General features: G+C 53.7%; 18 protein-coding genes and 1 riboswitch. Of the genes, 6 read left to right on the forward strand and 12 right to left on the reverse strand.

From position 1 onward, the window contains the following. The first annotated feature begins 65 nt into the window (after positions 1–65). Entirely contained in the window at positions 66–1,388 is a 1,323-nt protein-coding gene (locus Q5741_RS15740; protein WP_305025071.1) for a M14 family zinc carboxypeptidase, read from the forward strand. 54 nt (positions 1,389–1,442) lie between these two features. Here Q5741_RS15740 and cydS read toward each other — a convergent pair whose 3' ends face one another. From cydS to Q5741_RS15750, 3 genes are read right to left on the reverse strand one after another with little or no spacing between them, the layout of a single operon-like run. Beyond that, on the reverse strand, positions 1,443–1,556 hold the full coding sequence (cydS, locus tag Q5741_RS21680; protein ID WP_407074369.1) for a cytochrome bd oxidase small subunit CydS: 114 nt from the start codon (positions 1,554–1,556) through the stop codon (positions 1,443–1,445). Continuing rightward, the gene (locus tag Q5741_RS15745) at positions 1,556–2,587 is read right to left on the reverse strand and encodes a cytochrome d ubiquinol oxidase subunit II (protein WP_305025072.1); all 1,032 of its coding nucleotides are present in this window, start codon (positions 2,585–2,587) and stop codon (positions 1,556–1,558) included. The genes cydS and Q5741_RS15745 overlap by 1 nt, the downstream gene beginning before the upstream one ends. Then, positions 2,584–3,930: a cytochrome ubiquinol oxidase subunit I gene (locus Q5741_RS15750; RefSeq protein ID WP_305025073.1), complete on the reverse strand. Its 1,347-nt coding sequence runs from the start codon at positions 3,928–3,930 to the stop codon at positions 2,584–2,586. Before Q5741_RS15750 ends, Q5741_RS15745 begins: the two co-directional genes overlap by 4 nt. Before the next feature lie 344 nt (positions 3,931–4,274). Here Q5741_RS15750 and Q5741_RS15755 point away from each other — a divergent pair, with 344 nt between their 5' ends. Together Q5741_RS15755 and Q5741_RS15760 are read left to right on the forward strand one after the other, a co-directional pair. Continuing rightward, a complete protein-coding gene (locus Q5741_RS15755; RefSeq protein WP_305025074.1) occupies positions 4,275–5,408 on the forward strand; it encodes a virulence factor in 1,134 nt (377 codons plus the stop codon). Between the two features lie 136 nt (positions 5,409–5,544). Further along, positions 5,545–5,758: riboswitch (Lysine riboswitch) on the forward strand. A gap of 127 nt (positions 5,759–5,885) precedes the next feature. Then, positions 5,886–7,346 (forward strand): amino acid permease, encoded by a 1,461-nt coding sequence (locus Q5741_RS15760; protein ID WP_305025075.1) that lies wholly within the window; start codon positions 5,886–5,888, stop codon positions 7,344–7,346. Between the two features lie 67 nt (positions 7,347–7,413). Here the strand turns inward: Q5741_RS15760 and Q5741_RS15765 are convergent, their stop codons facing one another. The 5 genes from Q5741_RS15765 to xylA form a co-directional block, all read right to left on the reverse strand. Next, on the reverse strand, positions 7,414–8,742 hold the full coding sequence (locus Q5741_RS15765) for an MFS transporter (protein WP_305025076.1): 1,329 nt from the start codon (positions 8,740–8,742) through the stop codon (positions 7,414–7,416). Between the two features lie 90 nt (positions 8,743–8,832). Next, complete coding sequence (locus tag Q5741_RS15770) at positions 8,833–9,960, reverse strand: transglutaminase domain-containing protein (protein ID WP_305025077.1); 1,128 nt, start codon at positions 9,958–9,960, stop codon at positions 8,833–8,835. Positions 9,961–10,426: 466 nt separating this feature from the next. After that, positions 10,427–12,766: a YcdB/YcdC domain-containing protein gene (locus tag Q5741_RS15775; protein ID WP_305025078.1), complete on the reverse strand. Its 2,340-nt coding sequence runs from the start codon at positions 12,764–12,766 to the stop codon at positions 10,427–10,429. Between the two features lie 158 nt (positions 12,767–12,924). Then, positions 12,925–14,418: a xylulokinase gene (gene xylB / locus Q5741_RS15780; protein ID WP_305025079.1), complete on the reverse strand. Its 1,494-nt coding sequence runs from the start codon at positions 14,416–14,418 to the stop codon at positions 12,925–12,927. A 109-nt stretch (positions 14,419–14,527) separates the two neighbouring features. Beyond that, complete coding sequence (gene xylA, locus Q5741_RS15785) at positions 14,528–15,844, reverse strand: xylose isomerase (RefSeq protein WP_305025080.1); 1,317 nt, start codon at positions 15,842–15,844, stop codon at positions 14,528–14,530. 302 nt (positions 15,845–16,146) lie between these two features. Here xylA and Q5741_RS15790 point away from each other — a divergent pair, with 302 nt between their 5' ends. Then, complete coding sequence (locus Q5741_RS15790; protein WP_305025081.1) at positions 16,147–17,310, forward strand: ROK family protein; 1,164 nt, start codon at positions 16,147–16,149, stop codon at positions 17,308–17,310. Between the two features lie 119 nt (positions 17,311–17,429). On the opposite strand, the gene Q5741_RS15795 is transcribed toward Q5741_RS15790, so the two are convergent. After that, positions 17,430–17,666: a glutaredoxin family protein gene (locus Q5741_RS15795; protein ID WP_305025082.1), complete on the reverse strand. Its 237-nt coding sequence runs from the start codon at positions 17,664–17,666 to the stop codon at positions 17,430–17,432. A gap of 61 nt (positions 17,667–17,727) precedes the next feature. After that, positions 17,728–18,669, reverse strand: a complete 942-nt coding sequence (gene trxB, locus Q5741_RS15800; protein ID WP_305025083.1) for a thioredoxin-disulfide reductase — start codon at positions 18,667–18,669, stop codon at positions 17,728–17,730. A 312-nt stretch (positions 18,670–18,981) separates the two neighbouring features. On the opposite strand from trxB, the gene Q5741_RS15805 reads away from it, so the two are divergent. Further along, complete coding sequence (locus Q5741_RS15805; protein WP_305025084.1) at positions 18,982–19,704, forward strand: ZIP family metal transporter; 723 nt, start codon at positions 18,982–18,984, stop codon at positions 19,702–19,704. A gap of 63 nt (positions 19,705–19,767) precedes the next feature. Here Q5741_RS15805 and Q5741_RS15810 read toward each other — a convergent pair whose 3' ends face one another. Both Q5741_RS15810 and Q5741_RS15815 read right to left on the reverse strand, forming a co-directional pair. Beyond that, complete coding sequence (locus Q5741_RS15810) at positions 19,768–21,723, reverse strand: heavy metal translocating P-type ATPase (RefSeq protein WP_305025152.1); 1,956 nt, start codon at positions 21,721–21,723, stop codon at positions 19,768–19,770. 375 nt (positions 21,724–22,098) lie between these two features. Continuing rightward, a complete protein-coding gene (locus Q5741_RS15815; RefSeq protein ID WP_305025085.1) occupies positions 22,099–23,448 on the reverse strand; it encodes a hypothetical protein in 1,350 nt (449 codons plus the stop codon). 344 nt (positions 23,449–23,792) lie between these two features. On the opposite strand from Q5741_RS15815, the gene Q5741_RS15820 reads away from it, so the two are divergent. Continuing rightward, positions 23,793–26,030 carry an AraC family transcriptional regulator gene (locus Q5741_RS15820; protein WP_305025086.1) on the forward strand — a complete coding sequence of 746 codons (2,238 nt, stop codon included), beginning with the start codon at positions 23,793–23,795 and terminating at the stop codon, positions 26,028–26,030. Positions 26,031–26,076: the final 46 nt, after the last annotated feature.

Below are 26,076 nucleotides of genomic sequence, written 5' to 3' on the forward strand. Positions count from 1 at the left end.
ATAGAAAGACGGTTTCCTCCGATAGAGTATATATATCAGCAGCTGTATGCTTAGGAGGATTCATTTTGAATGTATATTTCAGCATGACAATCAACACCAAATTCCGCACCACCACGCTCATCCTGCTTATTATCGTGCTCGCTCTCGCCGTCACCGTATGCCAGCCGCCCGGACGCGCCGATGCAGCCCCGACTTCGGTAGTGAATACAGCATCGGTGTATTCCTATACCGCCATGACGCGTGACATTCAGGAGCTCGCAGCGCGTTATCCCGAACTGGTGACTTACCATTCCATCGGCAAAACGGCTTACGGCCGTGAAATCTGGGCCGTCAAACTCGGTTACGGGGAAGCATCTGTCTTTATTAACGGTTCTCATCATGCGCGGGAATGGCTGACCAGTACACTGAATATGTACATGTTGGAGCAGTATGCCGCCGCTTATCAGGAGAACCGCAAGATTGGAACATATAACGTCAGGCAGATTCTGAACGAGACGTCGATCTGGTTCGTTCCGATGGTCAATCCGGATGGTGTTACCCTGCAGCAGTCGGGCCTGAAGGCTTTCCCGCAGACCGCCTGGAAAGCACTCGTACAGATGAATGGCGGAAGCCGCAGCTTCCTGCGCTGGAAGGCCAACGCCCAGGGAATTGATCCGAACCGGCAGTATCCTGCCGACTGGGCCCATATCTGGAATAGTCCGGGCTCTCCAAGCTGGATGAATTACAAAGGCAACAGGCCGCTTCAGACCGCCGAGAATCAAAGTCTGGTTCAGTTTACGTATCAGATCGATCCGGAAATCGCATTATCCTATCATTCAGCCGGACGTATTCTGTTCTGGAATTTTCACACCCTGCCGCAGAATCTGATGCGTGATAAGCGTTTGGCTGATATTGTAAGTGCTATTACCGGCTATACACAGGTCAAGCCGACGGCTAATCCTTCCGGAGGCGGGTATACGGACTGGTTTATCACGACATTCGGCCGTCCGGCGTTCACACCGGAGATCGGCGTGAAGCAGGGTGAAACTTCTCTGCCGCTGTCTGCCTTCCAGGCTGAATGGAGCCGCAATCGGACCCTCGGGCTTCGGATAGCTGATGAAGGATACCAGCTGTGGCTGAATAAACACCGGTATACCCGCGGCGCTAAGGCTCTTAGCGGACGGATTCAGCTTAACCAGCCGGCAGCCATGTATAACGAGAATAACTTCCGGTCAGCCAGCGGGGCCTCCGTACCTGCTCAAACCGTTCAGGTCCTTGCCCAGTCCGGCCAATGGTACAAAATTAACACCTGGCTTGGCGCCAAATGGATTTACCTCCCCGGCAAGGTCGAGCTAATGCAGGAGAACGAGAACACACCTGTCATAAGCGATACCGGTTCAACCAAATGAATACCCTGCCAGACAGCCAAAAGCCGGTGTCCCCCTGGACGCCGGCTTTCTGCATTAATCCTTCGGATTGCGGTATCTCGCCGCATAGATGAACAGAAACACTACGGCAGCCACTATAATCAGCGGCGATTCATACATGATGGTAAAATGCTCGAACGCAGCAGCCATCAGTGTTCACCTCCCTTTTTCCCGCGTACATATCCGGCATCAAAGAGAAATAGTCTCATCAGCAAAATCAGAGACGGAACCAGGACGAATAACCCGGCCACGAATGCAGTGATCAGCGCAACCGCCATCGTACTGTTGGTAAAGTTCTCATGAATGTTAATGTAGGGATAGAGAATGTAAGGCAGATGCGAACGTCCATATCCATACCAGGCGAAAGCGAACTGCAGGATAACCATCACAAAAGCGATGCCCAGCCTGCGCCGCCGCCAGACGAGAAAAACGGCGATCAGAAAGCATATAAACGAAGCAACAAACATCCAGGCCATGTCCAGCATGTTACGGAAATGCTCCGAGTTCTGGCGGTTAATGGTGAAGAAGGTTAAGACGCTGACCGCAATAGTAGGTGCACTCCAGAGCAGTGAATAGCCGCGCACCACTTCGAAGGCTGCGGAGTCGCCTGCCTTTTTCGCATAATACGTCAGGAACATCGCCGAGATGTACAGCACACTGACCAGTGCCAGCAGGACAACCGACCATGTGTAGGCATTTGAGAAAAAATAGCTCCACCGCACATGCACCCCGCTGCTGTCAGCTGCAATCACTCCACCTTCCGAGATGGCCAGAATCGTGGACAAAGCGGCCGGGATCAGCAGACCTGTCGCGCCGTAAAGAGCCATATAGAAGATACTGTTTTTGCCCAGGTTGCCATAGGTGTTATAGGCGTAGTAGACGCCCCGGATTGCAATCAGCACGATGGCCAGACTCCCGGGCACCAGCAGAGACGTTCCGTAAAAATAGGCAGCATCCGGGAAAAAGCCGACCAGACCGACAACGAAAAAAATCAGAAACACATTCGTCACTTCCCAAACTGGCGACAGGTACCGCTGAATGATGTTATGGATTTTGTTCTGATGCCCTGTCAGCACGCTGTAAAAGCTGAAGAAGCCTGCTCCAAAATCAATGGAAGCCACCAGCAGATAGCCGAACAGAAAGGTCCAGAGGACGGTGATACCGACAACCTCGTAGCTCACTGCGTCCCTCCTCCTTCCAGCCCCAGCTGGCGGAGCTCCTCAATTGCATCCTTGTTACGGAACAGCTTGCTCAGCACCTTGATGCAGGACAGGGACAGTATGATATACAGGCAGAGGAACAGAATCAGCATGTACCCCACATTCCGTGAGGTCGTCGCCGCCTCCGATACTTTCATGTAACCGCGCAGAATCCACGGCTGCCGCCCGACCTCAGCAAACATCCAGCCCAGCTCAATGGCCACCATAGCCATCGGGCCTACCAGTACGAGAGCCAGCAGCAGCGATTTCGGGTACGTCGTTTTGCCGGGCAGCCATCTGCGCAGCATATATACCAGCGGGATGACGAGAATCAGCACTCCGGTAGTTACTTTGAGGTCAAACATATAATGAATGGACAGCGGCGGCCGCTCATCCTCCGGGAATTCGTTCAGTCCGATGACTTCCGTACTTGGAAAATTACCCGCCAGAATACTGAGCGCATAGGGGATTTTTATGGCGTAGCGGACTTCGTTGTTATCGTCCAGGATGCCGCCATAAACCAGCGGTGCTTTCTTCATCGTCTCAAAATGCCATTCGGCGGCCGCCAGCTTCTCCGGCTGGTATTTGGCCAGAAATTTACCGGAGGCATCGCCGATCATGACGGTGCTGATGGCAAAGACAAAGGTGGCAACGGCCGTCAGCTTCAGCGCTTTTTTGAAATAGGGGTGGTTCCTCTTGCGCAGCAGACTAAAGGCCGCAATGCCGGCGAGCGTTCCAGCACTCATCGTATAGGAGGACGCCAACACATGGGATACCTTTGTCGGTGTCGCCGGATTCAGAATGGCTGCGATCGGATGGATATGGGTCATGATCCCGTTCTCCAGCGTAAATCCCTGCGGCTGGTTCATGAACGCATTTACCGTCGTAATAAAAATAGCGGATGCCGAAGAACCCAGCGCTACCGGGATAAGCAGGAGAAGATGGGTATATTTGCGCTTGAAGCGATCCCAGGTATACAGGTACATGCCCAGGAAAATGGCTTCCACGAAGAAAGCAAAGGTCTCCATAAACAGCGGCAGCGCAATCGCCTGCCCGGCCACCCGCATGAAGGTCGGCCAGAGCAGACTGAGCTGAAGACCAATCGAAGTACCGGTAACGACACCGACGGCTACAGAAATGACAAATCCGCGTGCCCAGCGGCGTGCCAGCAGCGTATAATGCGGATCACCGGTCCGGACTCCCCGCCATTCCGCCAGTGCGATCAGCATCGGCACTCCCACGCCAATCGACGCAAATACAATATGTACAAACAGTGTCAGTCCGGTCAGCATACGGCTTAACAGGACAGGATCCATGGAATACATCTCAGGTTCACTCCTCGTGATAGTAGACTGTGTGCAAACGGCTTTAATGCCGGGACGACATACGCATCATGCTCTCGACCAGTCCCCAGAGCATAATGGCAGCCACGATCACACAGACAAGAATCAGCCATCTCTCCTGCTTGCGGAACATTGCAAGTCCCTCCTTTAATACATCGCTCCGCTTAGTTTGTAACACGGCATGCTATTTTATCCATTTGCGTCTGCAAATGGCTGTACTCCCTCCCTTCACCTCCGCTTCATGTTAGGAGCGACAAAATAAGGTACAATAGAAGGAAGACAGTACGAATTTGAATGATTTTGATTTCAGGAGGTACGTTACTTGTATGAAAATTACATCCATTGAACCGACGCCAAGCCCGAACACGATGATGCTCCATCTGGATGAGAGCCTGCCGGCCGGAATTCGTAAAACATATGCGCTCGATAATGAGCGTTCCGCACCACCGTTCATTCGTCAAATGCTGCAGATTGAGGGCGTGAAGAGTGTTTTCCACACCGCGGATTTTGTTGCCCTTGACCGTAAAGGCAATGCGGACTGGTCTGCCATTCTGGGTGAGGTCCAGCACAAGCTGGGACAGGAAGGTCTGGAGCAGAGCTGGGTCGTGCCGGAAGACCCGACAGGCGAACATTTTGGCGAGGCAGAGGTATTCGTCCAGTTCTTCCGCGGCGTACCGATGCAGATTCGGGTAAAAGCCGGCACCAAGGAAGAACGGATCTCCCTCTCCGACCGCTTCGTCAAAGCGGTTACAGAGGTCGCGAGCGCTACGTTGATCAAGGAGCGCAAGCTGGTGGATTACGGTGTACGTTACGGCGAGCTGCCGGACATTGCACGTGAGGTCGAGCAGGAGCTGGAAGCCGCATTTCCGCAGGAGCGTCTGCAGGGCCTGATTCAACAGGCGATCGCGCACGGCGCCAATCAGGAGGAATTCGTGGAACAGCGCGGCGAGCTGACAGATACTCAAATTGAGGCTGCCCTCGACAATCCCGACTGGCGGACCCGTTATGCTGCTCTCGACCGGCTGGAGCCGTCGCCGGAGCGTCTGCCGTTGATCAGCAAAGCACTGGACGACGAGAAAATGCAGATCCGCCGTCTGGCTGTTGTGTACCTCGGCGATCTGAAGACACCGGAAGCGATGCAGCTCCTCTACAAAGCGATGGAGGATAAGTCAGCTGCCGTGCGCCGTACCGCAGGTGATACCCTCTCTGACATCGGGGATCCGGCAGGTACCGAGGTGATGCTGAAGGCGCTCTCCGACAGCAGCAAGCTGGTTCGTTGGCGTGCTGCGCGATTCATGTATGAGGTCGGTACCGAAGAGGCGCGCGAAGCCTTGAAGATCGCAGCGGAAGACCCTGAATTCGAAGTCAGCCTGCAGGCAAAGATGGCTCTGGAACGGATTGAATCCGGTGAACAGGCCGCGGGTACCGTGTGGCAGCAGATGGCGAAGCGTAATCAATAAAAAGCTCCGTGTGCTGATTAACTTTTAATGAAGGTTAAGGGAAACCCTGATTTTCCCATTGCCCTGTGCAGTAGAATTGAGTATACTGATGCCTGTATTACAACTTAACAATTCATGTCATGAACCTCATCATCCCAGATGAGGTAGAGGTCGCGGATGTGATGAGTAAGCCGGGGAAGGCGTAAGAGCCGCTGATGATCCCGTCTGAAAGGCACAGCCGCCGAAGCTGCGGAGACTGACTCTTGCAGGATGTATCTAGTCCTGTGTATGCCGCCTGCTGGGGCTGCTATCGAAAGGTGCAGAACTGTCACTGCCGTCCTGCCGGACGGCTGTGTTGAGCTATCTTGTGGAAGGTATGGTGCGGAATTATAGATGGGCCGCATTGTCGTTATGCGGCTCTTTTTGTTGTTCTCAGCCCTTCCTGAATGCTGCCTTTGTTACATGATCGTTAAAAAACAACTATAGGAGTGTTCATTCATGCAGCAAACTTCTTCACCCCCCCCTGCTTCCCTGCGCAAGGGCTTGAAATCGCGTCATATGACGATGATCGCCCTCGGCGGTTCGATCGGAACCGGACTATTCCTTGCCAGCGGCAGTGCCATTGCAGGTGCCGGACCGGGTGGTGCCCTGCTCGCTTATGCTACAATCGGCATCATGGTCTTTTTCCTGATGACCAGTCTGGGCGAGCTGGCAACCTTCATGCCGGAATCCGGCTCCTTCAGTACGTACGCCGGACGTTTCGTAGACCCTGCTCTTGGTTTCGCCATGGGATGGAATTTCTGGTACAACTGGGCGATTACCATCGCAGCCGAGCTGTCGGCCGCAACGGTTCTGATTAAATACTGGTTTCCGGAGACCAACTCGGCGCTTTGGAGTCTTCTGTTTCTGCTGCTGATTCTGGGACTGAACATTCTGTCTGTTAAAGGATATGGCGAGTCCGAATACTGGTTTGCCATCATCAAGGTGGTTACCGTCATTCTCTTCCTGATTGTCGGTGTGCTGATGATCTTCGGCATCCTTGGCGGGAAGGCCTACGGCTTCAGCAACTTTACAGCCGGTGATGCACCATTTCATGGCGGCTTCTGGGGTCTGCTCGGTGTCTTCATGGCCGCAGGCTTCTCCTTCCAGGGAACAGAGCTGATCGGGGTCGCTGCCGGCGAGAGTGAAAATCCGCGGCGAAATGTGCCGCGGGCCATCCGGCAGGTATTCTGGCGGATTCTGATCTTCTACATCCTTGCGATTCTGGTCATTGGATTAATTATTCCGTACACCAATCCGAACCTGCTGAAGAGTGAATTGAGCGACATCGCCGTAAGCCCGTTCACCCTCGTTTTCGAAAAGGCCGGTCTCGCGGTGGCCGCTTCTGTCATGAATGCCGTCATTCTCACGTCCGTACTGTCCGCCGGCAACTCCGGCATGTACGCTTCGACCCGTGTACTGTACGCGTTAGCCAAGGAAGGCAAGGCTCCGCGCTTCCTCGGAAGATTAAATGCACGCGGCATTCCAATGAATGCACTGCTCGTGACAGCGGCTGTCGGGATGCTCGCCTTCTTCGCCTCCCTGTTCGGTGACGGCGTGGTCTACACCTGGCTGCTGAATGCTTCAGGCATGTGCGGTTTTATTACCTGGCTAGGTATCGCCATCAGCCATTACCGCTTCCGCCGTGCATATGTTGCGCAGGGCAGGGACTTGAATGATCTGCCTTACAAGGCCCGCTGGTTCCCATTCGGCCCGCTGTTTGCATTCGTACTCTGTATCATCGTTGTGATCGGGCAGGATTACGGCTCCTTCACCAGCGGGGATATTGACTGGGCTGGCGCAGCTGCTACCTATATCAGCATTCCGCTGTTTCTCGTGATCTGGCTGGGATATAAGTTTATTCACAAAACCAAAGTTATCCCGCTTGACCAGTGTGACTTCGAATCCAAATCGGAATAACCAAATATAAAAGGTATACAAAAAAGCAGGCTCCCTTCCGGGAAGCCTGCTTTTTTGCATCTCTATCTTAGCTATTAACCTGTTCCAGGCTGCCTGCAGCCAGAGATTTGCGGAAGAGCAAACCCACCACCACCGCAACTCCGGTCATGGCCGCCGCGAACAGGTACAGATTCACGATTCCAAACCGGTCGGCAATCCAGCCCATCAAGATAAGGGATACGCAGAAAGCAAAATTGATTAACGTCGACTGCGCAGCCAGCACCTTGGGCAAATCCTGCGCGGATGCGCTCTGCTGCACCAAAGTACGGCGCGAGACCGCCGCCAGCTCCGCCGCCGGTCCCATCAGGAGGACAATGGCCAGCGTCAGGAACGGTTGTGCATTCACAGCGTACAGCGCAGTCAGTATACCGTAACCAGCCATACCGCCGATCATGGCGTAAGCCAGCCTCCCTTTAACCCGATCCACAATCGCATAGACAATGAGGCCGCCGCCAACGGCACCTGCGAAATAGGCGGCATTGATGAATCCCCACCATTCCTCGCCCCGGTGCAGTACCTGCTCCGCAAACGCCAGGGTAAAGGCACCGACCCATACCGAGCTGCCGAGCATATCAATCATATCCATAAAGACCAGGGAAACCAGCTTCGGCGTGGAGCCGATAATGCCCCAGCCTTCCCGCAGGATCTGCCATTTGGTTTTGCCGTCGGCTGCCGCCTCCCCTTCAGCAGAGGCTCGGGCTCCATGGTCCTGTTGTAGAGGAATTTCATCCTCAAGTGTGGTCAAATCCGCAACCCGGGTCCGTAGTGATACAAGATAATGTTCAGCCTCATGCGGATCGCGAATCAGACTGGTAAAAACCATGGCCAGCAGATACAGCAGGCCCGCCAGCAGCAGCGTCCGGTCACCGAGCATCGCTACCAAGACGCCGCTCAACCCCCAGCCGGCGAACTGAACAATCTGATCGCTGATCGATACCAGGCTGTTCGCCCGCATCAGCGCATCGCCAGAAGCAAGCCGCGGGATAAGCGCATTGCGCGCGGGGGTCGTCCAGCCGTCGAAGAAAGACATACCGGCAACCAGCCCAAAGACAAGCAGCCAGCTTGGATCACCGTCGACCAGGAGCAGGTACGAAGCCAGGACAAGAAACAGGATCAGCTGTCCAAGCTGGGAGATGAACAGAATCGCAGGAAGCTGATAGCGGACCATCAGCAGCGGGGCCAGAAATCCGCTGACCATCTGAACACCTACCCGGATCAGCGGAACCAGAATGGCCGATATAATGGAGTCCGTTCCCTTGAGCACCAGGGATACGAGTGCCATGATATAGATCACATCAGCCGCATTGGACATCGTCTGGGTTCCCAGCAGATATGTAAAAGAGCGTTTATGTAACATTTCAATTCCTTTCTATGCAGTCAGCAGAATTTAATGTAGTCCCATACAAACAGGGCCGCCTACTGGCAGCCCTGTTACCTGGCGATGCTGTCAGGTCCATTTAATACTGACCCGCAGATCGGACGTATTCTTGAATGGAATCACATGGTAAGAGATCGAATGAAGGCCCAATTGATACAGATCCTGCAGACGTGCTGCCAGCTGAGACTGGCTTCCCCGGAAGCGGATGACCATGGAAGACTGTCCGTCTGCCATCGCTGCCTGGGCCTTGGTCTTCAGCTTTGCAGACGTGCTCACAATTTCAGAAGCATCATAGAGACGATAATCCAGCTCATCATACATCTTTTTGTAGATGGAGGCCTTGGCCTTGTCACTTGCAATCAGCCCCGCGAGGGTCTGGCGGTAAGGGGTCACCGCATGCGGATAACTTTTGGTCCAGCTGTGATCCCGCCGGATTTCCGCATCCGTCAGCAGATAATAATTCCGGCTGATCTGCTTGCCCTGATCCGGCACAGGATCATCCCAGGTCGTGTCGAGATGATACCATACCCCGTTCAGCTGTACGAGATTCCAGGCATGCAGCTGCCCGCCCGCACGTCCCTCAACAATCCGGTTCGGTATACCTGCCTGCTTCAGCATTTTATATGCCAGCAGCGAATAACCCTGACATACGGTACTGCCTGTCTTGAGACCGTCATAGGCCGTATATTTCTGCAGTGTCGTATCATATTTCAAATGCGCTACAATCCAGTCATGGATGGCCTTGACCTTCTCATCACTCGACATGCCCGGCTTGACAATCTGCTTCAGCACAGAATGAACGATCTGGTCGACATAGGCTGTCTCGGCCTTCGTTTCACGGTATCGCAGCGTCACGCTTACATTCGCCGAGGTGGAGGTTCCTTTATAACTGAACGCATAACTCTTGATTGTATAATTTATATAGGGATCGCTCTCCATTGCCTGGGCAATGGCACGCTGCAGCTTTTCCTTCAGGCCGACAACCGGACCTTTATACGTAAAATTCAATTGCTCACTGCGTGAAGTCATGGCATTCAGCAGCTTCTGCTGCAAATCAGTAACCGACACTGTGGTGGAGGCCGACGTTCCCGCCGCATACGCCTCGCCAAACTGGACAGCCTGCGGTATGGATGCCATGAGCAGCGAGCAGGTTACGAGCACCTTGATCAGCCGAGTTCGCCCTTTGTTCACCTGCATCCCGCCCTCCTATTGCTTAGTTCTGCCTTCTAGAGTCTGGAAGTTAAAGGCACAGTTATTGTATCATAAAACCTCCGTTTTCAGACCTTCTACTTTTGTCGAGCCTCAACACAAAGAGCCTCCCGGTACCCGGGAAGCCCCTTGCTCCTGCTTCTTTCCTGCTCGTTCTCGTTGAAGCTAACTTTAACTCCTTGTGCTGCCTCTCTCTCGCATTGCTTCTGTCTCTTTCTTTCTACGATTACTTCTGGTTGAATCTTCTGACTGTTGTGCTACCGTGCCTGCTTCCCCTCTGTGAATGCCGCACCTGGATGAAACCTTGATCTTCCTACATCATAAGTCTGCATCGAACAAGCTGCTAACTGAACCATCTACGAATGAAAACAATAAAATCTACCAAGCAGGCTCGAAATCTGCAGATTCCAACATTATTCCTGAATATCCCACAGATTCCTACAATTCCATTATATCAATATCTCTCATTTCGGCTAGTATCTGTTTGGCCTTCCAGCTCAACAAGTTGAGTTAATACCTCCGCCGCCTGAGCCAGTGTCATCTTCTCCAGTGGTTTAAAGTTACCGCCCTCTGCAGACAGCAGATTTAAACGTAAGGAGAGCATGACCGCGCCTTTATTCTTGATCGAGGCAGCATCATTTACCTTTACATCCTGATCGGTATTAAAAAAAGCCGTCAGCTTATCATAATGCAGGTAACGAGCAAGCTCCAGAGCAAGCTCATCCCGGGTCAACGCAGCTTCCGGATGCAGCTGGGCTGCCGGATCGATCTTCAGATATTGATAGCTGACCAAGGAAGCAATGCTGTTGTAGTAAGGGCTATCCTGTTTAACGTCTGCAAACAGGGTCGGATTCGCCGAGCTGATGGTGTTCACCATATCCGGGTTCAAAGCCTTCGCTACCAGCGTGTACCAGTCACCGCGGGTCAGCGTATCGTCCGGATGAACGCTGCCGTCCTGATCCGGTGTAATGACCCTGTATTCCAGAAGCGTCTGCAGCGCTTTCTCTGCGGCATGTCCCTGGATATCCTTGGCCTGGCCCGCGGCCTTACGGTTGTCCATAGCATTGACAATATTACCTGCAGCGTCGCGCACCCCTGTATAATAACTCAGCGGTTGTTTGTCCCATTGAGGGATATAGGTCAATTTATTAGATTCAGGCAGATCTGCCCCTGATGCAGATGAAAATCCCCCTATGCGCGAGTAAGACAGCTGCATCGACAATTTCGAAATGAGTATGTCCTTGGCTTCGGCGGCCGAGCGCACCGGCTTGCTGGAGGCCGGAAATTCGGCTGCAGAAGCACCTGCACTGCTGTAGAAGCTCTGAACAGCACCATCCTTGGCCAGGGTTAGACTAACCGTGTCACCCACAACCAGCATTTCATTCACATAACGCTGGAAGTTGTAACGATATCCGCCGTCGGTACCTGTTGGCACAACCCCCTCCATCTTCCATTCTTTGGAGGCATTAGGCACAGTCTGATAGACCAGCTGAACGGCTTTCTGGTCAAGCTGCTGTGCAGGAAGCGCCTTCTTACCGGTTGGGCTGCCGGACTGGCTGGGCTGACTCCATGAATAGCTCATGATCTGACCATTACTCTCATCGACCATGACCCATATACTGTCAGGGAATCCTATAAAGCGGCTTTGTCCCTCTTGCGTAAAATTAACGCTCCACACGGTCCTCCCTTGCAGCCGGTCCTCATCTCTGGAAGCCCGCTCCAGTGACCATCCTTGCGGAATGCCGAAGGCTGCCTTCACCCGCTGCACGGCATCCTGTTCGCTTTGAATACGCTTCGCGGCAAATGCCTGCCCGCTGCCTTTTACTTCACGATGGAGAGGGCCTGCCAGCGCTGTCCCGCTCCCGGTATCAATCCATTTACCTGTAACGGCATCCAGCGGTCCCAGTGTCTCCGGCCGTGGTACATAACTAAGCGAGTAGGTTTTCTTCGTGCTGCCATACAGCTGATCGGGCAGATAAGCAGGAACAAGCTCCAGACGATGAACCAGCAATTCCTTGGCCTTATCGGCTGAGATAGCAGGTTCTGCTGACGGATAAGCCGCATGGCTCATCGATCGGCTGTAGCTGGTCACACTGCCTGTCTTGCTCACCATGATATTGATGGTCTCATTCGAAGACGGCAGCCCGTTAATCTTCACATCATAATTAAAATAATATTGCGACTTGCCAAGCAGAGCCGTGTTAGGTTGGATCTGGCCCTCGCTCTCCTGCAGCTGATCCCCGGTCATACCCGGGTTAGCCTTAAGGGCAAACTGCTGTGCCTTCTCGGCTGCTTCAGCCCGGGTCATGATTCTCTGGTTACCTGCCGGAACAATCTTGTCCGCAATCGGGTCCGGCAGATAAACATTGATGATGTCACCAGTCACTCCATCCACCTTGGCTCCGAAACCGTAGCTGGAGTTAACCTCCTCATACGCAAAAGAAATGTCCCAGTATTTTTCATATCCTGACGGATAACTGTGTGAATTGCCGTACTCCGCCTGATTCACCTTAACATTGCTCAAAGCCGGCATCAGATCCAGAATCTTTTGCAGTGCCTGCCTGGAAGACAGCTTGGCTCCCTTAGGGATACTATCGTTAACCTGAGCCAGGCTCATTCGGACAGCAGACTGGCTCTCCCCGGATTGGCTCTGGCTTCCTCCCGCCTCCGTCTGTCCTCCTGCTCCTGACGCTGCTTGAACTGTGCCGTTCAGCGGCGCCTGTGCATACAGCAGCATCGCAACCAACGCAGCCGCTGTTACCTTTGTATACATGGAATGCCGTCTTGTATTCAATTCTTCCCTCTCCCCTCAAACCGATTGTCGGCCTTACGTTATATAGAACAACAGAAGGGAACTGACAGTTGGGTATTTTTTCTAATAAAACAGATTTCCAACAAAAAAAGCAGCCTGCCTACTTTTGAAATAGGCGGCTGCTTGTGTAGATCAACGGATTAACGGAATTCAGCAAGACCTTCGCTGAGCCGGGACGTCTGAGGATAAACCTGCTGATACAAGCTGAACAGCTTCTCGTAGGCTGCTGCAGCTTCCGCGTTCGGTTCATAACGCTTCGCCGGACGGATAAATGCGGCTGAACAGTCCTGCAGGGAAGCAAACCAGCCGCAGCCATAGGCGGCCAGCATGGCAGCGCCCATCGCCGGTCCCTGTTCGCTCTCCAGCTTCACAATGGCTGCATTAAAAATATCGGCCTGCATCTGCAGCCAGGTCTCATTTTTGGTACCGCCGCCGATGGAGATGACCTCGTCGACCTTTTTGCCTGCATCGCGCAGGATATCAATAGATTCCCGCAGGGAGAAGGTAATCCCCTCCATAACCGCACGCGCAAAATGCGGCAGCTTATGCCCTGCATCCATGCCGATAAAGCTTCCGCGGATGTTCGCATCCGGATGTGGTGTACGTTCACCTACAATGTAGGGTGTGAACAGCAGACCGCCGCTGCCTGGCGGGATCTGGTCCACGCCGGCCAGCAGATGATCGAAGGACTGCTGCGGTGCAAATGTATCCTTGAACCATGTCAAGCTGTAGCCTGCAGCCAGGGTAACTCCCATAATATAGAAGGCATCCTTCTCGCCATGGTTGAAGAAATGCACTTTACCTTCAAAGTCCAAATTTTTGCGTTCTTCGTAGGAAAGAACAACACCGGAAGTACCAATACTGCACATCGTCTGTCCTTCACTCAGAATACCTGCACCGATGGCGCCGCACGCATTATCAGCTCCGCCCGCGAACACCTTGGTAGAAGCCAGGAGACCGGTCTGGTCAGCAATCTCAGGCAGCAGCGTGCCCACTTCATCGAATGATTCCACCAGCTTCGGACACAGAGAGGACTTCAGCTGGAACGCATTCAGAATATCTTCGCTCCATGTCTTGCCCGCCACATCCAGCAGCAGTGTGCCCGCCGCATCGGAATAGTCCATCGCATAGTCGCCGGTCAGCCGGTAGCGGACATAATCCTTTGGCAGCAGGAACAGGGAAGCCTGATCCAAAAGCTCAGGCTCATGCTCCTGCACCCACAGGATTTTGGGCAGTGTAAAGCCTTCCAGTGCACGGTTGCGTGCGATACTCAGCAGCTGTCCGCCGAGAGTCTCTTCGATTCGGCGGCACTGCGGTGTTGTGCGCGTGTCGTTCCAGAGGATCGCGTTACGCAGTACCTTGCCTTCCTGATTGACCAGAACCAGTCCATGCATCTGACCGGAGAAGCTTACGCCTTCAATCTCCGACGGCTGTACAGCTGAAATTTCCAGCAGCTTCTTCAGGGATACGATGGTTGCATCCACCCAATCCTCCGGCTTCTGCTCGCTGTAGCCAGCCTTCGGCTGAATCAGCGGATACGCCTCCGATACTTCGTAAGCAACCCGTCCGCTGCGGTCCACCAATACGGTTTTGACTGCACTGGTTCCCAAATCCACGCCAATAACATAACTCATGTTATTCATCTCCTCTTTATCATGACAAAGACCGCCGCCCGCGCTCCCAGGCATGGGAGGTCGGGCCCGGCGGTCCTTGTAATGCCTGCTATTATAATCCTTCTGCGGTTTAGTCAGCCAGGATGTATTGGTTCAACGTAGCTTTCAGCCATTCCTGACGGCCGGACTCGTTCTTGCGTGGTGTCTCGTTATTCAGAGCGTATTCTGCAAGGGAAGCCAGCGTTGCTTTACCGGAAACGACATCAGCACCGATGCCTTCCTTGAAGCTGCTGTAGCGTTTCTCGATGAAGTCATCGAATACGCGATCTTCGATCAGCTTCGCAGCTACCTTCAGACCTTTGGCATAGGTGTCCATACCTGCGATGTGCGCCAGGAACAGATCTTCCGGCTCGAAGGAAGCACGGCGTACTTTGGCATCGAAGTTGACGCCGCCTTTACCCAGACCGCCAGCTTTCAATACTTCGTACATCGTCAGCGTAGCGTCATAGATATCAACCGGGAACTCATCCGTATCCCAGCCGATCAGCATATCGCCTTGGTTAGCATCCAGGGATCCCAGCATACCGTTGATACGGGCAACGCGGATCTCGTGATCGAATGTATGGCCGGCCAGTGTCGCATGGTTCGCTTCCAGGTTCAACTTGAAGTGTTTGTCCAGACCGTACTTCTGCAGGAATGCAATCGTAGTAGCCGCATCGAAGTCGTACTGGTGCTTCGTTGGCTCCTTCGGTTTAGGCTCGATCAGGAATTGAGCATCGAAGCCGATTTCCTTCGCATAATCAACAGCCAGCTGGAACATACGGGCCATATTGTCCTGCTCCAGTTGAAGGTCGGTATTCAGCAGAGTCTCATAGCCTTCACGGCCGCCCCAGAACACATAGTTTTCTGCGCCCAGGCGTTTGCCGACTTCCAGACCCTTCTTGATCTGGGCTGCAGCGTGTGCGTATACATCAGCATTGCATGTGGATGCAGCGCCGTGCATGAAGCGCGGATTCGTAAACATGTTCGCGGTATTCCACAGCAGCTTCTTGCCTGTTGATTTCATGTGCTCTTCGATCGAGTCTACGATAGTGTCAATGTTGCTGTAGAACTCACGCAGCGAGCTGCCTTCCGGAGCGATGTCGACATCGTGGAATGCAAAGTACGGCAGGCTCAGCTTCTCCATGAATTCGAATGCCGCTTCCACACGGGCTTTGGCTTTATCAAGTCCAGAGAATTTATCCCAAGAACGAACCGCAGTGTCAGCACCAAACGGATCGGAACCGCCAGCCGTCAAAGTGTGCCAATAAGCCATACTGAAGCGGAAATGCTCTTCCATCGTTTTGCCGGCTACAACTTCTTCCGGATTATAGAATTTGAATGCGTAAGGGTTTTTGGATTGTTTGCCTTCATAAGCAACTTTATTAACAGATTCGAAATAGGCCATTAGGTAATGCCTCCTCTTGGGAAATCGTTTACAAGGCTATCCTAACACATCATTAAGACTTTGTCTATTGGTTAAACTAAGTTATTATTTGTGATAAAATAAACAGACAGCATAGGGGTGTTTGCGCTTTCAAGTACTTTAGGACGGCAGGTGCTTTTTCCCGCCGCGCTCCATTCTTCTTTACCCTCCGCCCTCCTGCCGGGTGGTTGCCAACACCAGAATTTCCGCCTACACTGGGATGACAATTTCCCTTTTGTATATGGGCTTGACCCATACGAATAATTGAAAAGGACCGATTACAGATGAATCGAATTACCGGAGACCAGGCACTGGTCAAAAAAATAAATAAATCGCTTGTACTGGATACGGTCCGTCGCAGCTCTCCTCTGTCACGGGCCAAGGTCTCGGAAATGACCGGACTAAATAAAGCCACGGTATCCAACCTCGTCGCTGAGCTGCTGGAGCAGGAGTTGGTGCTTGAACTTGGACCCGGTGAGTCCAGCGGAGGCCGCAAGCCCCTGCTGCTGCTGTTCAACAAAACGGCCGGATATGCCATTGGACTGGAGCTGAGCGTGACACATTTGAAGGGCGCCCTGACAGATCTGGAGGGCACGATTGTTACCGAGCGGAGCCAGCGGCTTGTACAGCACGATCTTTCTTCCGTTTTCGAAGCGATCTGCAGCATGACAGAACAATTGCGGCATGCCTGCCCGGAATCCGCCTACGGAGTCATTGGCATCGGTATCGGTGTCCCCGGGATGGTTGACGAAGAAGGCGCTATTCTCTATGCACCCAATCTGGGATGGGAGAAAGTGCCGCTGCGCGGCATGCTTGAGGAGCATTTTCAGCTGCCTGTTACCATTGACAATGAAGCAAATGCTGGAGCTCAGGGCGAACTTCATTTTGGTGCGGGGAATCTGGCGCGCAGCCTGATCTACATTAGTGCCGGCTCCGGCATCGGCTCAGGGATCATCATCGACGGACAGCTGTATAAAGGGGCTCGCGGTTATGCGGGTGAAACCGGGCATATGTCCATCGATTTCAGCGGGCGGCGCTGTTCCTGCGGTAATCGCGGCTGCTGGGAGCTGTATGCTTCGGAGAAAGCCTATGAAGATCCCCATCTGCAGCTGCCTTCCCGCAGCACAAGAGATCTTGTGCCTTTCGCCAGACATCAGGATGCTGTCGTAACAGGCCTCTTCCACCAGATTGGACATGCGCTGGGTATCGGGGTGACGAACATTGTCAACAGCTTTAATCCAGAGCAGATCATCATCGGCGGTCCCTTATCGGAGGCGCGGGAATGGATTGAACCAGCGCTGCAGCGGGAGGTTGCGGAACGGACTCTTCCCTATCACCGGCGGCAGCTGCAGGTCCAGTTCTCTGTTCTAGGCAGCCGTTCCACCCTGCTGGGCGCTTCTTATTCAGCCATCTCGCTATTTCTTGGCCGGGTGCGCGTATCGCATTAAAGCAGGCTCCCGGGAACACAGCAAAGCCCGGACGGTCTGACCGTCCGGGCTTTGCTGTAGTGGGTTCATGCACTTCATGCTGTGCAGTAGCTGATTATAAACAGTTACAGCTCTGGAGCTTACGCTTCAGGGCTCAGCGCTTTTTCGAATTTGGTTTTGTTCATGCCGGAAATTTTGTGCTCTCCGATCAGTGTCAGCGGAACTGCACGGATTCCCATATCCCATACTTCCTGTGCGAACGCATCATTCGTTTCGATGTTACGTTCTTCAAATTCTACGCCCTTCTCGGTCAGATAGCTTTTCACCTGACGGCAGTGCGGGCAGTTTGTCGATGTGTAAACGATGGCTTTTTCCATAGTAATCCACTCCTTTATTGAGTATAGCAGCGTCAGGCGCTGCTTTATTTTGTATTTTATTTTACAGGGTTACCGCGCTGTGTTCCAGGCTCTCGATATACTTCTCGGCATCGATCGCTGCCATGCAGCCGCTGCCTGCAGCCGTAATCGCTTGTTTGTAACGAGTATCCTGTACGTCACCGCAAGCGAAGACGCCCGGGATGTTCGTCTCGGAAGTTCCTGGCTGTGTGGCAATATAACCGTTCTCGTCCAGTGTGATCTGGCCCTGCAGGAAGCCGGTGTTCGGGTGATGACCGATCGCTACGAATACACCGCTCACTTCAATGATTTCCTCTTCCCCTGTCTCGTTATTCAGCACTTTCAATCCGGTTACTCCGTTATCGCCGGCAATAACCTCAACCGGTGTACGGTTAAGAGCCCAGGAGATTTTCTCATTGCTGCGGGCGCGATCCTGCATGATTTTGGAGGCGCGAAGCTCGTTGCGGCGGTGAACCAGAGTTACTTTGGATGCAAAACGGGTCAGGAAGCTTGCTTCTTCAAGGGCAGAGTCTCCGCCGCCGATCACGACGATTTCTTTGTTGCGGAAGAAAAATCCGTCGCAGGTGGCGCAGGTGCTGACACCACGGCCCACATTGTCCTCCTCGCCAGGGATGCCCAGATACTTGGCTGTAGCGCCTGTAGAGATGATCAGCGTTTCCGCTTCGAGCTCGCCAAGACCCTCTACGCTCAGTTTGAACGGACGGCTGCTTGTATCGACGTTGTTCACCCAGCCTGTCTTGAATTCCGCACCAAAACGCTCCGCCTGTGCACGCATGTTGTCCATCAGTTCAGGACCCATAATGCCTTCCGGGAAACCCGGGAAGTTCTCGACTTCTGTTGTTGTCGTCAATTGGCCGCCAGGCTGCGGGCCTTCAATAATAAGCGGCTTCATGTTGGCACGGGCCAGGTAGATCGCTGCAGTCAGGCCGGCAGGGCCTGTACCGATAATAATGGATTTGTACATCGTTTCATTCCCCCATCAGATCAAATAATTATTAACGAAATCTTTTTCAATAAAATATAGCATCAGGACTTTGGAAGCCCTTCGTTAATCCGGTTATCAAAAGCAGGTAAGCGCGCATAAGCTAAAGCGATAAGCCCAGGTTTGCCCATCAGGCACACTTAATTTATAATCATTCTAAACTACTACTTATTATGATATCGCCCTTAGGAAGAGTCAAATGAAGTTTTTATGAAGCACAACAGGCTGACTGCAGGATGCTCCATGCCCGTTACCACGACCAAATTGGACTGACACTGGAGGAATGCTTCTCTCATGAATGATGTACTGATCGGCAGCTTCATCTCTGCCATGTCCACCGGCCTTGGGGCCGTACCGATTCTGTTCATGCGCAAAATGTCGCACAAGCTCCGGGATATTCTCCTCGCTTATGCGGCCGGCATCATGACTTCAGCATCCGTCTACAATCTGATTCCTGAAGCGCTCGGCCACTCCAACCTGCTCGTTCTGACCCTTGGCCTGCTGCTCGGCAGCATCGTCCTCCTCGTCATGGAAATGTATATCCCGCACACGGATATCGACAATTCCCATTTTCAGATTGAAGCGAAGGCCTTTCTCATCATCGCAGCGATCACCCTGCACAATCTGCCGGAGGGTCTGTCCGTCGGGGTCAGTTATGCGAGTGACACCCAGAACCTGGGCAATCTGATCGCCTTCTCGATCGGTCTGCAGAATGCCCCCGAGGGCTTCCTGGTTGCCCTCTTCCTGGTACATCAGAACATCGGCCGCTTCAAAGCGCTCGGTATCGCCACACTGACCGGAGCGGTTGAGATTGTAACAAGTCTTCTCGGCTACTATCTCAGCACCTGGGTCACCGGACTTGTCCCTTACGGTCTTGCCTTTGCAGCCGGTGCGATGATGTTCATCGTCTACAAGGAGCTGATTCCCGAGAGTCACGGGGATGGCAACCAGCGTGCCGCTACCTTCTCGTTCATTATGGGGCTGCTGACGATGATTGCGCTGACGGAGTGGTTCTAGTCCAGCATGCCAAAAAACAGCCGTCCCTTCTTCCAGGGACGGCTGTTTTTATCCTGTCTACTATTAAGAACGCAGCAGCCGCAGGCCGTTCAAGATTACCAATAGCGTGCTTCCTTCGTGGCCTACTACGCCAAGCGGCAGCGCCAGATTCTCGGCAAAGTTGCCGGCAATCAGCAGTACAATCACGCTCAGGGCAAAGACCATATTCTGTTTCACAATGGTACGGGCACGACGGGACAGCTTAACCGTGGAAGCAATCTCCTCAATGCCGTCATTCATCAGCACAACATCAGCGACTTCCAGAGCAGCACCGCTGCCGTTCATGCCCATTCCCATTCCTACCGTTGCGGCAGCAAGGGCGGGCGCATCATTGACACCATCACCGACCATCACGACATGGCCGTGCTGTTCACGCAGCTCGCGCACCCGCGTAACCTTATCCTGCGGCAGCAGCCCCGCGAATACATAGTCCACGCCTGCTTGCTTCGCAATCACTTCTGCCGTCTCGGCCCGGTCACCGGTCAGCATGGCTACTTTAATGCCCAGCTTCTGCAGTCGCTGTACCGCTTCACGCGCCTGCGGCCGCAGTTCATCCCGCATGCCGATCAGCGCCGCAATCCGGTCGCCCTCCAGCATGACCGAGACCGTCTTGCCTTCCTGCTCCAGGCGTGTGCGCTCGGATACCCAGAAGGCATCAGCCGGGCCGGCCTTATCAAGCATGTCACTGCGTCCGATCCGCCATAATACGCCGTCCACCTCGCCCTCCACGCCCCAGCCTGTAAGCGACTGAACCAGCTCGGCTTTCTTCTGGTCCACCCGCTCTGCCTCCGCCTTCTCGACAACAGCCCGGGCAAGCGGATGCATGGACAAGCCTTCAATACCCGCGGCGATCGCCAGCAGTTCCTGTGCATCTTCCCCATCGGCTGTAATCCAATCCGTAACCTTCGGCGCCCCTAGCGTCAATGTACCGGTTTTATCAAAAGCGACGACCGACGTCAGTGCCATATTCTCTACATGGGCTCCGCCCTTAAAGAGAATACCTCGGCGCGCCCGGTTGGAGATGGCGGACAGCATCGCCGGCATGATGGATGATACCAGTGCGCAAGGCGAAGCGACGACCAGGAATACCATAGCTTTATAGAATGAAGCCCCCCAGGTCCAGCCCATTACCAGCGGCAGGCCGAGAATCAGCACAGCCGTTACCCCTACGACAATACGGGCATACAGCGCTTCAAACCGTTTAATAAAACGCTGCGAGTCAGGCACTTCGTTCTGCGCTTCCTCGACCAGTTTGATAATTTTGGAGAACAATGTACCTTCGGAGGACTGCGTAACTTCGACATACAACACGCCTTCACCATTAATCGTACCTGCGAACACTTCATCGCCTGTCGTCTTGTCGATCGGCATGGACTCACCGGTAATGGACGCCTGGTTGACAGCCGAGCGTCCCTTGAACACACTCCCGTCGGCCGGGATAAGCTCGCCCGGTTTGACCAGCAGCAGATCCCCTGGACGCAGAACATCAATGCTTACCAGTGACATCTCTCCGTTCTCAAGCCGCATGGCTGTCTCCGGCTTCAATGCCATCAGCTCGGAAATATCCTTGCCGCTGCGCTCCGTCGTATAGCTCTCCAGCGCACCGCTGAGGGCAAAGATGAAGATCAGCATGGCCCCTTCATTCCAATAGCCGATTGCAGCAGCCCCCAGGGCAGCGGCGATCATCAGCAGGTTCACATCCAGATCCTTTTCCTTAACCAGTGTCTCGACACCTTCCTTGGCCTTGGACCAGCCGCCCAGCGCATAGGAGATCACATAAAGGGCAACGGACAACCAGGGCTGCCATGACGATACGCCCCACGCGGCCAGCATCAGGAGCCCGCTGCCGAGCGCCGACTGCATTTCCTTATTCTTCAGCATGGTCTTTAATTGGAATTGAGGCTTGCGTCCGGGTCCGGGTCTGCCGCTCTTTTGTTCTGCCGTCTGTGCATGCGGCATGGTTTTAGGAATAGCTTGCATTCTGATCACGTTCCTTTGTCAGATATTTGAGGTGCTCTTAATGATGCCTGTTGAATTCCAAATGAGAATGATATCCATTGTTAATGCCCTTAAAATGACTCATGCTGCTCCGGAAAATCCGGAGCAGCATGAGGGTATGGCCAAATGAGAATGATAATCATTTTTGTGCTTATACAATTATTTTTACTTCGTGCAACTTATAGTCATTATATACCCCGGTTTCCTTCATTGTAAACAGGCGATTTGGCTGAATTCGAGATCAGGATCTTTATTCGTTCTATATGTAAAAGATGCCTCCAGGCATGCTTGTCCTGCATGCCTCAAAAAGCAATTCCGCCAGTTCCCCGGCGGAATTGCAGGACTCTGCGGCCCCCCTTATGGGGTCGCATCCAGACCGCGGCTCTCCCCGCCGCGGAGCAGATCCCCTTGGGCGGCCGCCAGCCGGGCCGCCGCCACCTCCTCCGGCGGACAGGCGATTCCGTCCAGCCGCAGCCCGGGGGCCTCCGCGAGCAGACCTCTCGCGGCAGGCCCCGCGGCCCGCACCGGCAGGCCCGGCTTCAGCGCGCGCGCCGTCTGCAGCCGTTCCGCGAGTTCTGCGCGGAACGAGGGCTCCGCCGGCAGAGCTGCCGTGCCGCGGACCGTGCCGGATCTGGACCACGGACCCGTGTCCAGGACAAGCACGTCCGCGAGCCGGGCGATGCCGGCGACCGCCGCAGGCGGCATCGCGCCGGCCGGCAGGCGCGCGCCGACGCGGTAGTGCACGCTGCGCCGCTGCGCGCACAGCGTCTGTTCCGCGACTTCATCAATGAAGTCGCGGGCGGCCCCGAAGGCCGTGCCATCCTCGGGGCACGGTACAAGAATTTCAAGGCACACGTCGGTGCCTTGCGACTGCTGCGCGGCGCGGGCCGCGCGCAGCAGCGCTTCGAGCTGCACATCCTGCAGCTCGCCAAAGCCCTCGTCCGCCAGCGGGGCGTAGACGGTAATGGCGGCGGGCGCGCCGCGCAGCGCGAGCAGCAGGGTCTCGTACTCTGCGGACAGCAGACGCAGCAGTCGTTCGCCGAGCCGCGCCCGCAGCGGCTCCCGCGGGGCGGACGCCCGGAAGGCGTAGAGCAGGCTGTCAATGACCGCCGGCGTGCCGGACGGTTCCCGGTCATCTCCCAGCAGTTCAATGCCATCGGCCCCGTAAGCCAATGCACGCAGCGCATCCTGCGGCGTGTCCACAGCTGCGTAGACACGGGAGGTTCGGATGGTATCACACCAGACGAGCAGCTGCTCTTCCGGTGCAAGAGATGTATCAATTCCTCCGTCACCGGAAGAAAATGCCTCATTCATATTCCAGGTCCAGCCCGTAAGAAGTTCAGGGATTGCTTCCATAACTGCCTCTTCCCGAGTAAGAGCGCCGCTGCGGGCCAGCTGAACCAGCCAGGCAGCCTGACTCGGCTCCTCCATCGCTGCTGCCATCTGTCTGCAGGCGGCGAGACACTCAGCCTGAGCTTTAGTCACATCCTGCAGAGCCTCTTCTTCTGTCGGTTGTACAGAGCGGAAAGTCCCCTTGCCGCCGCAGCCCTTACAGGACTGACAGGCTTCTCCCGCCTCTTCCCCATAAAGGCTTGGCTTCATGGTCTCCGGTGATTCCTCCATATGCTGTCCATGCCGGTCATGCGGAAGCGGGTTGAAGCAGGGGACCCGGTCCGCCATCTGGATATCCGCCTTCTGCATCTTCATGTTCAACACCCTCTCCATCTCATTTCAGCCTGCATCCTCCCGCCGCATCGGTTCATGCGGGATATCATAAGCGTATTAGATGAATGCATAAAATAGACTGTATCCTCCCAAATCCGAGAAAGCATTTTCATTCCTGTCCTGTCAGGCCGAATGCACGGCGGAAGCAGCTGCATTTCTATAGATCATATATGAAGCTTATTGTACGACCAGGCCCTTTCATCAGACGCCTCTTATCAAGAAAATGCAGGAATACACATAAATTTAGTCAATCCTGCTGTTCTGGAAAGCGCTTACGTTTATAATGAAGAAAGTGAAGCTGAACCGCTATAGTCAGGAGGTATGTCATGAAAAATTTCAATGTGCGCACTAAAAGCAGACTGTACAGCAGGCTCTTGACCAGTCTGACTTTGAGCATTGTATTGACTTTGCTGGTATCTACTCTGCTCTACTACATTTATTACAGCAGAACCGCTCAGGAAGAGGCATTTCAGTCGAACCACGCAAATCTGACATTGACGAGCAAGGAGGTCATGAATATGACGTCCATTGCCCAGTCGCTCTCCTTCCAAATTTACCGCAACAGCATTCTGACCAAGCTTCTCTTTTACGCTGAGCCCAACGTGTATGACGTTACGGCTGCCATGTCCGAGATGAATAACTATCTCAGTTCCATGCCCTATATTGAATCCGTATATGTCTATAACCCGAAGAGCGGCAAGTTCTATATCGCTTCCTCCAGAGGACAGAGCGGGACCTATCGAGAGAACGAGCTGGCGGATCAGGACATTCTCCATATTCTTGACCACTATGGTGATTACAAGCCGTTTACACCGATCCCACGAAGCTATGCGATCGATGAAGATCCCGGCAGCAGCATCTCCGCCTATACGTATCTGTGCTATGATGCCATTGGCTGGAACCGTACGATCAATTCGGCTGTAATTGTCAACGTCTCTTCCGCCTGGATTAATCAGGAGATGGCGCAGCAGACCAGTTCACCGGGACAATCGTATATTCTGGATGATGCCGGACGGGTACTTTCTGCCTCCGACTTGAAGGAAGCCGAGCTGCCCGCTTCGGAGCAGCAGCTGATCTCCAGCAGGATTAAAGACCGGAGCTCGGATTATTTTACAGCCGATTTTTTGGGCAGTCGTTCTCTGATTTCATTTACCGCCCCTGACGAACTAAAATGGCAGTACATTCGGATCACTCCCTATGAAAGCGTTACCAAAAATGCGGCTGCCATTCGCAATGCTATGATGTGGCTCGCGGGCGCAATTCTGCTGGTCGGTTTAATCGTATCCTGGCTGCTCTCCCGAATCCTGTATACGCCGATCGGACAAATCGTCAGCCAGATGAATAATCTTGAAACGCAGCAGCGCAACGGCATGTTCACGATACGGCAAAATGCCCTGCGCAAGCTGGTTCTCGGGAGCTGGCCTCTACATTCGCGGGACCAGCTGGAGCAGCTTGAACAGCATGGTGTGCAGTTTGATTTCCAGCATGATTACAGGCTGGTTCTGCTGCGTATCGATGAATACGAGATGCTGCGCACCCGTAAAGGCCGCGACCTGCTCCCTTACAAATTCGCCATCATGAATATTGCAACCGAAGTGTGCAGCGCCACTTACCGTGTAGAATGTGTTGATCTGGACGGAGACAGTGTATTAGTCATTCTTGGTGTCGACCATGCAGAGGAGCAGAACAATGCTGAACTCATTGAAACACTGCTTCGTCAGATCATGGAAGCCTGCCGGGAATACCTAAAGCTCGGCCTGTCGCTGACCTACAGCCCGGTCGTGCGCCAGCCGGAGCTGCTGCATTCTTTGTTCAGGCAGGTCCAGCAAGCCTCATTGCACCGGCTCTATTACGGGCACGGCAGTATTATCGATGCAGCCGAAATCACCAAATTTGAATCCAAAGGATATGCGTATCCTGTGGATCTGGAGAAAAGGCTGGTCGATGCCATGATGTCCGGCCATGCCGAAGAAGCAAAGCTCCACTTTGCAGCTGTTGTCGAGTCCGCCCGGGACCATGCGTTTCCGGTGATTCAATTGGCGTTATCCCGGCTCAATATGACAGTACGAAGTGCGGCGGACACGCTGCGCAGACGTAACAGTCTTTCTGCAGAGACCCGCGAGATCTTCCCGGCACTGGACAGTATCGAGACATTTGCCGAGCTGGAGGCCGCCTTCAGCCGCTTGTTAGACAACATTCAGGAACAGCTGGATGAGAAACGAAATGCCAAACAGGAGCAGTGGGTACGCCGTATTGATGATTACATTGCTTCTTCTTATACCGACCCGGATCTGTGTCTTAACCGGATTGCAGATGAACTCGGCATGTCGCCGGTATATGTAAGCCGCTTGTATAAACAGCATACGATGCATACCATTATGGATGTTATTTTGGAAGCTCGTATGCGCAAAGCCTGTGAACTGCTGCTGAATACGAATGAGTCCGTAGCAACTATTGCCGAGAGCACTGGTTTTACCAGCAGTTCCTACTTCCACCGAATGTTCAAGCGCACCTTCGGCATAACGCCGGCCGAATATCGGCGGGCCGAAGTGAATGAAGCATAAATCATAAATCGCTGTACGGACCCCAGCTATCAAGGCACACGAAAAG

The sequence above is a fragment of the Paenibacillus lacisoli genome (assembly GCF_030580655.1).
Taxonomy (GTDB): domain Bacteria; phylum Bacillota; class Bacilli; order Paenibacillales; family Paenibacillaceae; genus Paenibacillus; species Paenibacillus lacisoli.